Below are 13,555 nucleotides of genomic sequence, written 5' to 3' on the forward strand. Positions count from 1 at the left end.
GCTCATCGGGACTCATTCTCTTGCCGCCTTCCCGCAACTCGAATTATTTAGGGTATTAGAGTCTGTATGATGCCAAAGAGGATTATTCGTCGTGATGGTTAAACGTCCTGTTTCTACCAGTCTGGCGCGCGCGTTTTTTTATATCGCCCTGCTTTCATTTCTGACGACGGGTATTGCGCTGTTGACGTTAGCCAGCGGTTTACGCGATGCGGAAGCGATCAACGTTGCCGGATCGATGCGTATGCAAAGCTATCGCATGGGATATGACCTACAGGGCGATCGTGCCGCGTTAGAACCGCATCGCCGCCTCTATGCGCAAACGCTGGATTCCCCGGTTTTTCACCTGTTGGATCGCTGGTATGTACCGCGCGATGTGCGCGATCGTTATGCGGCGCTGTTACAGAGTTGGAAAACGATGGATGAGCGCCTGAATGCGGGGGATCGGGTGTGGTATCAGGACAATATTGTTCGCTATGTCACGCAGATCGATCTCTTTGTGCTGGCGTTGCAGCACTATTCCGAACGCAAGATGATGATAGTCGTTGTGACATCAATAATTGGCTCGATCACTATCTATATACTGATCTTCTTTACGCTGCGCCGCATTCGTCGTCAGGTGGTCGTGCCGTTAAATAAGCTGATGGCGGCCTGTTCGTCCATCGAGAAAGGGCGTTTTACCCATTCGCGGCTGGACGTCAATCTGCCTAACGAGTTGGGATTACTGGCGCAAACCTTCAGTAGCATGACTGACGAATTACAAAAACTTTATCGCTCTCTGGAAGATAAGGTTCGGCAGAAAACGCTGCGCTTGCAGGAAGTGAACCGCATGCTGAAGGTGCTGTACAACTGCTCTCAGGCGATGAATGTCAGCACGATCGACAGGCATTGCTTTCAGCAGATTCTGCAAATTGTTCACCGCTATGAAACGGTCGTTTGTCTGGAAATGCGGGTCGGGGAGAACTGGCGGTTGTGTGAAGGCCAGCCGGATGAGCAGATCGCGTGGCGGGCATTGCCGATCCGTTTGCAAGAGGTCGAGTTTGGACAGCTGCGGTGGCAGGCATCAGCGCAGCAGCCGTCGGCGCAGCTGATGGAAAGTGTCGCTAATATGCTGGGTCGCGGGCTCTATTTCAATCAGGCGCAGAAGCACTACCAGCAGCTGTTACTGATGGAAGAGCGCGCCACCATCGCGCGTGAACTGCATGACTCACTGGCTCAGGTGCTGTCTTATCTGAATATCCAGATGGCGTTATTAAAGCGTGCAGTATCGGAAGAAAATGCGCAGGCCCGGCAGATCATCACAGATTTTGAACAGGCGTTAAGCGATGCTTATCGCCAACTGCGGGAGCTGCTGGGAACCTTCCGGCTGACGCTGCAACAGGCCGATTTGCCGGCGGCGATGCAGGAGATGATTGAGCCGCTAAGAGCGCAGACGCCAGCGACGATTGAGATCGATTGCCGTATTCCTACGCAGGCGCTGGATGCATCACAGCAGGTTCACTTGCTGCAAATCATCCGTGAAGCGGTGCTGAACGCCATTAAACACGCGCAGGCGACGACGATTACCGTCAACTGTCATACGCAGCCAGATGGGCGTTACTGTGTTGATATTCGTGATGACGGCTGCGGCATTATCAATCAGGAGGAACCCGCAGGACATTATGGTTTAAATATTATGCAGGAGCGCGCCGAACGGTTAGGAGGAAAGTTATCTATTGGCCTCCACCCTGAAGGGGGAACGCAGGTTAGCGTCTGTTTTTCGACGCCGACGACCGCGCGTGAACGCGACAACACGAACAATCTCTACCCTGAATAATTCGAGCGGCATACACGTAACTTGAAAGATGACAGGGATAAATCATAAATAAAAAATAATAAGATCCATATTACATTGGGGCTGGGCATGTCAGAAAAACCATCTTATCGCGTGCTGATCGTTGACGATCATCCGCTTATGCGCCGGGGAATCCGTCAGTTACTGGCAACCGATGCCATTTTTGATGTGATCGGGGAAGCCAGCAACGGCATGGAGGCGCTGAGCCTCGCGAATCGGGATTCACCCGATATCATCTTGCTCGATCTCAACATGAAAGGATTGAGCGGGTTGGATACGCTTCACGCGCTGCGGCGCGATGGGATCTGCGCCCGCGTCATTGTGCTGACGGTCTCCGATGCGCCGAGCGATATTTATGCGCTAATGGACGCAGGTGCCGATGGCTATCTGCTTAAAGACAGCGCTCCAGAACACTTGCTGGATGCGATTCGTAACGGTGATGCCTTCAGTGAGCAGGTGCGGGACGTGCTGCGCCACCGTATCGCCATACAGGACACGCCGTCGCCCTTTACCGTATTGACGGAGCGCGAACTGGATGTGCTACAGGAAGTGGCCTCTGGATTATCCAACAAGCAAATTGCGAGTGTGCTGTATATCTCAGAAGAGACGGTAAAAGTGCATATCCGCAACATGCTACGCAAACTCAACGTACGATCCCGCGTCGCCGCCACGGTGTTGTATCTGGAGACTCGCGGCCAGTAAGGCCGCTGCTCGTTAACGGCGGATTGTCGCCCGCCGAAAAAAACGATTTACGTGTCTTAAACGATGTAACCTCTACCCCAAAGGGGCTGGAGGTCTCAGGCTCAGAACTGGCTTAGCATTTCGTCAAACGTCTCCCTGGCGAAATCATTGCGCCATGCCTTGTCTTTATCTTGAGGCACTTTGCTCAGTGAAAAGGTTCCCTGATAGGTAAAACTGACGGGCGCTGAGTAAGCATCCTGTAGTTTTTTCAGTTCACTGCTGCACTGTGAGGCGCTGCAATTGCTTTTTGCCAGCCGCTGCACACCTTCCGCCCAGGTTTCATTCGTTTTCACCAGAACGCACTCAAATGTTACCTGAGTGGTTAGTATGCCGTTACTGTCCTTTTCTGGCTCGCCAGCTGACAGGGATTTGCATTCGGATTTTTGTCTGGCCTGCTGCACGGTCGTCATCAAGCTTTCCAGAGGCGATCTGAGTCCTTCTCTAAGCGGTTCTGGAAACAAGGCCTGCGCCATTTCGGCTATTTCACCAGGAAAGGCTTTATCGGCTTCTTTCAGTTCAGCCGCGTTTGCATAGTCGGCACTTCGGCCTGAACGCAGACGGTCGGGGCGAAGGTAATCATTTAGCTGACGAATAGCCTGATCGTCATGGTTGACCAGAGTCTTAATATAAAGATCGGATACGGCCGTTGGCGAGATGGTCTCTGCGGCATGAGACGAAAATGCGGCGGAAAGCGCAAGTAAAGGCATTGTAACTTTAATGAATGGTTTCATTTACATTCCTGATGTGATTATTTTTATCTTTGTTGCGAGGCAGAATCCGTCTGCTAACAGTTTTTAACTGACTAAAATCAGCGAGTTAATTTATCATTTAGGCGGATCATTCGCTAGAATAAAAATGCGTGAAGACGCGTGGCGGAGGAATCTTTGCGCCCTAAGTTATCTGTAGGTTATTTGGATGTTACCTATGGGCGTGTTGAAATTTCGCGCTGTCTGACGTGATGAGCAGGATTTGCTGGCGTGCTTAGCCCCGTTCGATTGAATCCATTGTTTAGTGCGGCTTATCGCCTTCCTCTCCACGCTTGTCTTAATGTTGTGCACCTGAATGCCGTGAAACAACTGTGCGCTTCGGCCCACGGTGCCGCCGATGTAGCGGCCTCCGTTGGCCTGTCCGATCAGAGCCATCTAAGGGCACATTGGGTATCACACCAGCACATCACCGTGTTCCCGTGAGTGAAACGTCTTCCTCTATTCAGCACCAGCGAGCTATCGAATACTGATGGTGACTTTGCCTTTCGATCTTCCCTGCTCGGCATAAGCCAGTGCCTCTGCGGTAGATGCCAGTGGGAAAGTACGATCGATGACGGGTTTGATTGCACCGGATTCAATCAGCGCAGTGATTTCCCGTAGCTGGTTGCCGTTTGCGCGCATGAAAACGAAGTCATAGCGCACACCGTGTTTGTTGGCTTTCTGGCGGATGCGTCGGCTCAATAGGCGTAATACCTGTTTCAGGAACCAGGACAGCCCTTGCTGCTCGGCGAAGGCAGGTGTCGGCGGCCCAGAGATAGAGATGAGTCGGCCGCCGGGTTTGAGTACCTGAAGTGATTTTTCGAGTACGTCGTTGCCCAGACTGTTGAGGACAACATCGTAGTCCTTCAGCACATTTTCGAACGCTTGCGTTTTGTAGTCGATCACAACATCGGCACCCAGATTTTTCACCCATTCGACATTGCTGGTGCTGGTGGTGGTCGCGACAAACGCACCGAGGTGTTTAGCAAGCTGGATGGCGATAGTGCCTACGCCGCCCGAACCAGCATGAATCAGCACCTTTTGACCTTGCTTCAGTTGTGCGGTCTCGACCAGCACCTGCCAGGCCGTCAGGGCAACCAGCGGGATGGAGGCCGCTTGTTCCATGTCGAGGTTGGTCGGCTTGAGCGCCAGTGCGTCCTCTTTCACGGCAATCAGCTCGGCAAAGCTGCCGATGCGATCCTCTGGGGGGCGAGCATAAACGGTGTCGCCAGCCTTGAACTGACGGACATTGCGACCGACGTCCACGACCACACCAGCGAGATCATTGCCCAACACCAACGGAAGGCGATAGGGCAGAATGAGCTTGAATTCCCCTTTGCGAATCTTGGCATCCAGCAGGTTGATGCTGGCGGCGTGCACCTGCACTAATACGTCGTTGTGCCCCACCTCGGGGTCGGGCAATTGACCAATCTGGCCCGTGTCCTTGTAGCGATTGATGAAAAATGCCTTCATGGTGATGTAGCCCTTTACCTGTTGAAAGAGGAATAACGGTTGAAGTAGGGACAACGCCCGACGGTGCATCCCTACTATGTTGATGCCCGCCTAACGGCGCGGTGTTGATGCCCGTCTAACGGCGCGGTGTTGATGCCTGCCTAGCGGCGCGGTAGGCTCTTCCGTTCAGCACGAATGGCAAGCACAAAGGCCAGCGGCAGAACGATTTCGACCACAATTGCCGACATGATGCCCGCATTAACCCGTCCTGCGGCCCACTCCACAGCACCCAGCAACGCCAGCAGCAGGCAGGCCGTGATGAAGCCCGCGACTGCGGCCGTTCGCCCGGCGGAAGGTGGCGCATTTCTCAGGGCAAAAAGCATGACCCCGATACCGGCATATAGCGGTGCAGCACGGCGGCCGATCAGACCTTCGACACCGCCACCGAAGGCGACGCCCCAGTTGGCGAGTAGCGTTGCGGGAGTGAATAACCAGATCGCAGCCAGCGCAAAGAACAGCAGCGCCGATAGGATGGACAGATAGCGGAAGCTGCGAGAGGCGGTGTGAATACTCATGCGTTCACGTCCACAACGGTGCGCCCACGCACCTTGCCTTCCAGTACGCGTTCGGCGATGACGGGCACATCGGCCAGACCGATCACCTGCGTGGTATGCGCCAGTTTGTCCAGATTCAAATTGCGGGCAAGATGCGCCCACGCCTGCAAACGCGCGGACTGGGGCGCGTTGACCGAATCAATACCTGCAAGGGTGACGTTACGCAGAATGAAGGGGAATACGGACGCAGGCAAGTCTGTACCCTGAGCCAGACCGAAGGCAGTGACTACCCCACGATACTGGGTTTGTGCTAAAGCATTGGCCAGAGTATGGCTGCCGACTGAATCGATGACGCCAGCCCAGCATTCTTTGCCGATTGGTGTACCAGGCTCAGATAGCGTGCTGCGATCAATGATTTCGGCGGCGCCAAGGCTGTGCAGGTAATCCGCTTCCTCAGGACGCCCGGTGGAAGCGACCACGCGGTAGCCCAGATCGGAGAGCAGCGCGATGGCTATCGAGCCTGCGCCGCCATTGGCACCCGTCACCAGAATGTCGCCGCGATCGGGCGTCAGACCGCCGTGTTCCAGTGCCAGCACGGATAGCGCTGCGGTATAACCAGCAGTACCGATGGCCATGGCATCTTTGGTCGAAAATACGTCAGGGATCTTGATCAACCAGTCGCCGGGCACTTGTGCTTTCTGCGCAAAGCCGCCGTGGTGGGTTTGGCTCAATCCCCAACCATTGACCAGCACACGGTCGCCAACGGTAATGCCCGGATAGCTTGAGCGCTCGACAATACCGGCGAAATCGATGCCAGGAATGAGCGGGTAATGACGGATGATGGGGCTGCGGCCAGTGACGGCCAAGGCATCCTTGTAATTTACTGTAGAATACTCAACGGAGACGATAACATCGCCAGGCATGAGATCTTCATCTTTGAAGTTGACGAGATGGGTTGAGGCTATATCGCCAGTTTTGGTAGCAAGCAGTGCTTTGAACGTCATTTTTTTCTCCAATTCACATTCGTTGGGTTATGTCGTGCATCTACCCAGCAAGGGAAATATAGCCTGTCTGGGCTCAAACCAGCCGGCATGACTGGCATGCATTGATTTACGAAGACTTCTTCACATCAAGTTGCAGCTCCTTGCGGATCCCTGACCCCAGTACACTGGCTGGTGCGAATCGGCGAAGAAATTGCAATTTTTTTGCAGCTTTGGATCGATATAACCCGACAAGTGGTTAATGTTTGCCATCGTGATGTATGCGTCTTGAAAGTGCTAATCGTGACGGCGTCGGGATTGTGTAAATTGGCAGGTGGCAGCGTGCCGCACTTCGGGCGCTTGACGTGGCATTTCTGAACCGAGTGCTGCTATGGGACAACCGTTCTCGATGTTTTCAAGATGCTCTTCCGACAAAAACTAAGCAGCCAGCCATGATTTATCATCTCTTATAGAAAATAATCTGGTTTTTATAATGATGGTCATCATTTATTTCGTCAAGATTTTTGATTATGAATGACATTAATATGTGTAGGCATGTAACTATTGTTATAAGACAAAAAAGGTGTTTGAAATGAGGGGCACAAGGCACAGGCCAATCGTATGCACATCGCCAAAGAAGCCTCCACCCGGTATCGTGAGCGTGGAAGTGGCTGCGTGTGTGTGGATGTGCCCAGCAGTCTGATGAGGTCAAGACCCTGTTTGCCGATGGTCTTAAGCTCTTACTGGCTGGACGGGGCAGGGCGATACGTGTCCGATTGCTGGGAAATGTGCGCAGCCACGCTTGGCATACTCGCCCATGTATCGGTCGCAGCATTGTCATTCCTGATTAGGATTCAGAGCTGAGTTCGGGCTTAAAATAGGGGTAAGTACACTAAATTCGAATGAGTTTTGATGAATTTAACAGGATACGAGTAAGGGAAATTTCAATTCACATTCATTAACCTACGGGCGTAGGGTAATATTGCAGAACATGAATTGGTACGACCGAGTGGACTCGAACCACCGACCCCCACCATGTCAAGGTGGTGCTCTAACCAACTGAGCTACGGTCGTACAGGAGATAACATCTTAATCAATAACGTTTTGATTAGAATGCTTTTCTTCATTCCAGCGTTTGGAATGGGCGCTATTATGGACGGCTCTGACGTTGGTGGCAAGCGCTTTGTTTATCATCCTCTTTCAAGTGTCGAATGTTTAGCCGAATTCGTGTCTTGAGGTTAATTATTCAGCCAGAACGCCGCTGGATCGTCATGGCTGATGTCTGTAATCCTCAGTTTCTGCCTGCTGCTGGCTGGATATTAGCTCGCAGGGCGGGTTTCCTGAGCAAGGTGCGTGCTTTCTTGCGTATTGTCTGGCTGAGGTGAATATTCCCCACACCATTTTGCTACCACGATAGTGGCCACGCTGTTTCCGATGGTGTTGCATAACGCGATCGCCATAGACATAAAGCGATAGACACCGAAAATTAACGCTAGTCCTTCTATCGGCAGGTTACCCACCGTTGCCACCGTTGCGGCGAATACCACGAAGCTGCCGCCAGAGACGGCCGCGGCTCCTTTTGAGGTCACCAGCATGATGAGTAAAATGCCCATTTGCTGCTGCCAGCTCAGGTCTACACCATAGGCATTGGCGATAAACAGCGTACACATCGACATGTAAATACTCGTTCCGTCGAGATTAAATTCATAGCCTGTCGGGAGAATCAGCCCTACGCTCTGCCGTGAACAACCGAAACGCTCTAATTTCTGCAGCAGCTGAGGTAGCGCACTTTCGGACGAGGCCGTGCCCAGCACAATCACGATCTCATCGCGGATGTATTTAAGAAAGCGGGTGAGGCTGAAGCCTGCAAATCGACAGATGCTACCCAGGATAACGATGATGAAAAATGCGACAGCGGCATAAAACATTAACACCAGATTCAGCAGAGATAGCAGCACGCTACTGCCGTTACTTCCCACGGCATATGCGACGGAACCGAATGCACCAATCGGGGCTAATTTCATGATTAAATTGATGAACTCGAAGAAGCATTCCGATATGCGGTTCATGCCATTTTCAATCACGCTGCGTTTTTCATGGGGAAGAGCAAGCAAAGCGAAACCAAAAATCAGTGAGATCACCAGCACTTGTAAGAGCTGCCCGCCAGCGAAGGCTCCAATGAAGTTATCGGGGAAAATGCCGTAGATAAAATCCATTGTGGTTGTAGGCATGTGGCCTTTTGCTATTGCAGAGTCAACGGCGGCGGTGGCCGTTTGGCTGATATTCCCGGCGTGAATGCCTGAACCGATATCAATGAGATTTGCCCAGCCGAGGCCGAGAGCGAGGGCGAATGTAGAAACCAGTTCAAAATAGATCAGCGCGCGCACGCCGATTTTTCCCACTTTCTTAATATCCCCAGCGGATGCGATGCCATGTACCACCGTGAAAAAGATGAGTGGCGCGACGGCGGTCTTGATGAGTTTCAGAAAGATGTCACCGAGTATTTTAAACTTTGCTGCCAATTCCGGCGCGGCAAAACCGAGGGCGATACCCAGTGCCATCGCCGCCAGAACCTGAAATGTCAGACCTTTCCAGACAGGTGTTTTTGTCGACATAGTGTTGATCTCTTGTAGGTTAAACAGTACGGATAAAGGCTGAACCAGCAAAACTCGCTATCATGCAGTGAATGTCTCTAACGACATGAACTAACAAGATTTTTTTGATTTCTAACAAGACAACCTGCCTCAGAAGTCGTGTTTTGTAGCCAATGTTATATTCTTATATGTACGGACATTTTTACTTGTCCGTACATATGAATATGGCGTAGCTGCAGCGTTGTCAACGGTGGGGTTTAATGAAATGTGAATAACATGATCTCGGTTGGATATTTAAGTGTTGCGAACCGCATAATGGTTCTGACACTTCTCTTTCTAAAGTGAAGAGAACACCGCTGGGACGCAAAGAACGTACTGGCTTTACTCCCTGATAGCGCAACGTTATCGTATCGCGGCATATCATCCTGGCAGGGGACGACCTCTGACGCGAAAAGGATTCACGGGACGACCCACATTCACTGTTTAAGGAGAACTGGGTATGGCCTGGTTTCTATTAGCGCTCGCCGGTCTATTTGAAATTGTCTGGTCTTACAGCATGAAGCTGTCTGATGGCTTCACGAAAATAGGCGCATCAGCTGTCACGATTGTTGCCATGATTATCAGCTTTGCGCTGTTATCCATGGCGATGAAATCTCTCCCTCTGGGCACGGCCTACACTATCTGGACGGGAATTGGTGCGGTGGGGGCATTTGTGGTGGGATTGGTCTTCCTGAATGAACCCGCAAATGCGATGAGGATTATTGCTGCGCTGTTGATCGTCAGCGGCTTGGTCATGATGAAGCTATCTTCATAACGTATATACCCGTCATACTTCAAGCTGCTTGTGCGTTGGCTGCCCTTACTCACCCCAGTCACTTACCTGAGTAAGCTCCTGGGGATTCGCGCGGTTGCCGCCTTCACGCAACTCGAATTATTTAGGGTATAGTTTTTGAATAACGCATTGCGTTTGAACGTCAGACGTATCTTTATGTGAACCTCTGGCGTGTGGCGGAGCCATCTTTACCGCGACTCTGCCACTGCTTTTCTCTCTTTCCCTTTATTGCTCATTATTGATTGATTTTGCTTCTTGTTGCGTATTGTCAATAAATGCTATGCTTGTTCTCGCGTAATATTTCAATAAAATTGACGAAAATTGATTATTTTTGTCCGTGTTATGCTCATTTTAGTGAGTTCACTACGTTATCGAGCTAAATCGAGCATTGGCGGTTAATCATCACGTCAGTCATCTAACACACCGCACAAAGGCGATATCTCTTGGTTCAGGCAGGTGACGGCCTGACTCGCGGCTATCTGTGTACGTACAATCTGAAAGGGGAGTGGAATGATCAAGTTGGTAATTACCGATCTGGACGGCACGTTTCTTCACAGCGATGGCGACTACAACAGAGCCTTGTTTGCCGACGTTTATGCGCTAATGAAAGAGAAGGATGTGCGGTTTGCTGTCTGCACAGGCAAACAGTGCGAGCGGGTTGAGGCGCTTTTTGGCGATGCAGCGAAAGATATCTGGATTCTGGGCGACAGCGCGACGCGCATCAAGCATCAGGGAAATTACGTTTACCAGTCGCTCATCAAAAACCGTCTTGCCTTGAGCCTGATTGGCGTGCTGGAAAGCGTAGACGATCGGCATGTGGTCATCGGTTGTACCCCACATGGTGCGATGGTGAAGGAAACGATTAGCCCAGCCTTACTGGAAAAGGTGAAAAAGTCGTACACCAACGTGACGCTGATATCCAGTTTTGCTGCCGTGACCGATGACTTTGTGAAAATCACGGTTTATGACCCAGAAGGGCACTGTCACGAGACGGCGAAGTACCTTGATGCGTTTCACGACCATGTTTATATCGTGGTTTCCGAAGCGTCCTGGATCGATATTGCCAACGTTGGCGTACATAAAGGACACACCGTCGAAATCCTTCAGGATAAATTGGCGATTACACCCGATGAAACAATGGTGTTCGGCGATGGTTACAATGATATTGAGCTAATGAGCCGTGCGGCTTATAGCTTTGCGATGCGCAATGCGTTTGAGGAAACCAAAGCTGCGGCGAATTTTATTGCCCGCAGCAATGACGACGATGGGGTATTGAGAACGATAAAGCTGCTGCTTTCATGAAGTGAGCCGGCAGCCGCTAGGGCTACTGTCGCATTATCGGGCAATAATCACATCGAGATTTTTTTCACTTAATACGCTCTGGCAGGCAGGAGAGATTTCATCATCGGTTACCAGCGTTGTGATTTCATCACATGCCGCTACACGATAGCGCGTTAGTGCGGAGATCTTATTGGCGGTCAGAGCAACGATCACTTCGCTGCTGCGGGTCACCAGACATTTTTTGAATTCGGCATCGTCATATTCAAAAACGGTCAGGCCTTCATTGGCATCAAAGGCACAGCCTCCTAACAGGCATTGATCGAAATACATCTTCTCTAGCTGCCTGAGCGTATCGATGCCAATCGCGCCGCCGACCTCTTTTTGAATCCTTCCGCCAAGAAAAATCACTTCTACCTCCGGATACTGCATCAGCTCTGCCGCGATAATGGGCGAATTACACACGGCGGTAAACTTCAGGCCAGCCGGGATCTGTTTCGCCACCGCCAAATTGGTGGTGCCGGTGTCAAAGAAGACGCAGCTGTTGGGCTTTATCAGCGGGATGACGGCCTGAGCAATGCGATCTTTCTGGGCGGCATCGATAGTGGCTCGGCTGGCAAAATCAATCACCTCTGGCGGCATACTGACCGCACCGCCGTAGACGCGCTTGCAGGCACCGGATTGCGCCAGTTCCTTCAGATCACGCCGTATGGTGTGCTCGGATACGTTCAATTCACGTGAGAGCTGGGCGCAGACGACTTTGCCTTCCTCGCTGAGGATTTGCCTGATTTTGGATTGCCGTTGCTCGGGAAAGTCGGTGTAATCGAACATAAATGTCCTTGGTTAATCAAGATGATGCACAACCTGCCGCCAGCGAGCAGGCTTCATTCTGGTCAATGATGTGTACAGCATGGAATTGCGCCATGTTAATCTGCACCTTGTGGCAACACAACACCTCTACCGCGTTGATCTGCAATGTGTGCGTCATGGTGTAAAATTTACGCGTCAATATACAGACATCACTGATAAAGAGAGAAAAATAGCCGTGTTTCATGTCATTACCGGGCTCATCGCCCTCTATGTTATCTGGCGTCTGGTCTGGCGCTTGCGTGTCGGTGTGCCCGTAAAGCGCATGCTGGCGGTGTTAGTGCTGCTGGCTTCGCAGCATCATCTGATTACGCGCACCTTTTTTGGCACGATGGCGTCGCCGGAAGTGCCCGCGTTTGTCCTGATGTTTCTGGGATGGGCGTTTGGCGCGCTGCTGATATCTGCGTTCCTGCTGTTGGCCGTCGATCTGCTCGGCATCGTAGGGCGTCTGTTATCCCGTTCGGTTGGACAGATTCTGCTGAACAATATGGTGCTGCGTGGTGGAATGGCCGTTGTGGCGATGGGGCTGGCGGCGATTGGCGTTTGGGAAGCCGTGCGTGTTCCGGAAGTCCGCACGGTTGAAGTTGAGCTGAAGCAACTGCCGCCTGCATTGGATGGTTTCCGACTGGTGCAGTTAACGGATTTACATGCCAGCCGCCTGTTACAGCGCCCCTGGATGGAGGCGGTGGTGGCAAAAACCAACGCGCTTAAGCCCGATCTGACGGTGATTACTGGCGATCTGGCCGACGGCACCGTCAGTGCCCGTCACGATGATATGGAACCGCTGCGTAACCTGACCGCGCCACACGGCGTGTTTGCCATCGTGGGCAACCATGAATATTACGTGGAATATACGCAGTGGGTGCAGCGACTGAATGCGCTGGGCTTACGTATGTTGCTCAATGAAAATGTGTCGATTGGTCGCGATAATGCTGCGTTTGTGCTGGCAGGGATCACCGATCGCACCGCCGCTGATTTTCAACAACTGCTGCCGGATACTGCTGCTGCGCTCAGCGGGATTTCGCCAGATACCGCTGTCGTTCTGCTCAGCCATCGGCCAACGGGGGCGAAAGAGAATGCGCGTGCCGGAGCGGATTTACAACTCTCTGGCCATACGCATGGCGGCCAAGTACTGGGTATGCATTGGGTGACGCAACTGGCGAATGAAGGCTATGTGTCCGGCAGCTATGACGTGGATGGCATGCATCTGTACGTGAGCAATGGCGCGGGCCTGTGGAACGGTTTTCCGATCCGCTTAGGGAAACGAGCCGAAATTACTCAGTTCATACTCCGTTCGCCGTCGCTATAGTTTTTTGGGAGGAGCGAAATCCCCGCGAGTTCTCTGAAAACGCCTCTATTACAAGTTAATACCGGTCACTTAAGCATGGATTTAGGGGGAAACACGATGATGAGGCTCCCGCAGGGATACCTCACACCGTGGTCGCCCCCGGTATCTCGATCCTTAAACGATTAGCACCACACATGACAAGCAGGCTCATTATCGCAAGCTGTTCTATCGGCGAGATTATTGATGCAGATAGGAAAAATGTGCGATTGAGCCGCTTTTCATCAGGTTAAGCTATCGCAGAAGTTAGCATATACAATTATAAATTATAGGGAGACTCTGGCACTGTCTTGCATCAAGAAGAAGGAATCGATGACGTGATCCGCTGCCATAAG

General features: G+C 51.8%; 11 protein-coding genes and 1 tRNA gene. 5 read left to right on the forward strand and 7 right to left on the reverse strand.

Features of this window, described 5'->3' with window-relative positions; all coding sequences use genetic code 11:
- Positions 1-94 precede the first annotated feature (94 nt).
- Together narQ and narP are read left to right on the forward strand one after the other, a co-directional pair.
- A complete protein-coding gene (gene narQ / locus JFY74_09595; protein QQG30505.1) occupies positions 95-1,813 on the forward strand; it encodes a nitrate/nitrite two-component system sensor histidine kinase NarQ in 1,719 nt (572 codons plus the stop codon).
- Positions 1,814-1,900: 87 nt separating this feature from the next.
- Positions 1,901-2,533, forward strand: a complete 633-nt coding sequence (gene narP, locus JFY74_09600) for a nitrate/nitrite response regulator protein NarP (protein ID QQG30246.1) — start codon at positions 1,901-1,903, stop codon at positions 2,531-2,533.
- 101 nt (positions 2,534-2,634) lie between these two features.
- Here narP and JFY74_09605 read toward each other — a convergent pair whose 3' ends face one another.
- From JFY74_09605 to JFY74_09630, 6 genes are all read right to left on the reverse strand, one after another.
- The gene (locus JFY74_09605; protein ID QQG30247.1) at positions 2,635-3,303 is read right to left on the reverse strand and encodes a hypothetical protein; all 669 of its coding nucleotides are present in this window, start codon (positions 3,301-3,303) and stop codon (positions 2,635-2,637) included.
- A 492-nt stretch (positions 3,304-3,795) separates the two neighbouring features.
- A complete protein-coding gene (locus JFY74_09610) occupies positions 3,796-4,791 on the reverse strand; it encodes an NADP-dependent oxidoreductase (protein ID QQG30248.1) in 996 nt (331 codons plus the stop codon).
- A gap of 140 nt (positions 4,792-4,931) precedes the next feature.
- Positions 4,932-5,345, reverse strand: a complete 414-nt coding sequence (locus tag JFY74_09615) for a hypothetical protein (protein ID QQG30249.1) — start codon at positions 5,343-5,345, stop codon at positions 4,932-4,934.
- Complete coding sequence (locus tag JFY74_09620) at positions 5,342-6,328, reverse strand: oxidoreductase (GenBank protein ID QQG30250.1); 987 nt, start codon at positions 6,326-6,328, stop codon at positions 5,342-5,344. The genes JFY74_09615 and JFY74_09620 overlap by 4 nt, the downstream gene beginning before the upstream one ends.
- A 973-nt stretch (positions 6,329-7,301) precedes the next feature.
- Positions 7,302-7,378: transfer RNA gene (locus JFY74_09625), tRNA-Val, on the reverse strand.
- Between the two features lie 245 nt (positions 7,379-7,623).
- On the reverse strand, positions 7,624-8,919 hold the full coding sequence (locus JFY74_09630; protein ID QQG30251.1) for a cation:dicarboxylase symporter family transporter: 1,296 nt from the start codon (positions 8,917-8,919) through the stop codon (positions 7,624-7,626).
- A 478-nt stretch (positions 8,920-9,397) separates the two neighbouring features.
- Between JFY74_09630 and JFY74_09635 the strand changes: the two genes are divergently transcribed.
- A complete protein-coding gene (locus tag JFY74_09635) occupies positions 9,398-9,712 on the forward strand; it encodes a multidrug efflux SMR transporter (GenBank protein QQG30252.1) in 315 nt (104 codons plus the stop codon).
- Positions 9,713-10,240: 528 nt separating this feature from the next.
- Positions 10,241-11,032: a Cof-type HAD-IIB family hydrolase gene (locus JFY74_09640; GenBank protein ID QQG30253.1), complete on the forward strand. Its 792-nt coding sequence runs from the start codon at positions 10,241-10,243 to the stop codon at positions 11,030-11,032.
- A gap of 33 nt (positions 11,033-11,065) precedes the next feature.
- Here JFY74_09640 and JFY74_09645 read toward each other — a convergent pair whose 3' ends face one another.
- Positions 11,066-11,839, reverse strand: a complete 774-nt coding sequence (locus tag JFY74_09645) for a DeoR/GlpR transcriptional regulator (GenBank protein QQG30254.1) — start codon at positions 11,837-11,839, stop codon at positions 11,066-11,068.
- Positions 11,840-11,918: 79 nt separating this feature from the next.
- Here JFY74_09645 and JFY74_09650 point away from each other — a divergent pair, with 79 nt between their 5' ends.
- Positions 11,919-13,184, forward strand: a complete 1,266-nt coding sequence (locus JFY74_09650) for a metallophosphoesterase (protein QQG30255.1) — start codon at positions 11,919-11,921, stop codon at positions 13,182-13,184.
- The last annotated feature ends 371 nt before the right edge of the window (positions 13,185-13,555 follow it).

This window comes from Pectobacterium carotovorum (assembly GCA_016415585.1).
Taxonomy (GTDB): Bacteria; Pseudomonadota; Gammaproteobacteria; order Enterobacterales; family Enterobacteriaceae; genus Pectobacterium; species Pectobacterium carotovorum_K.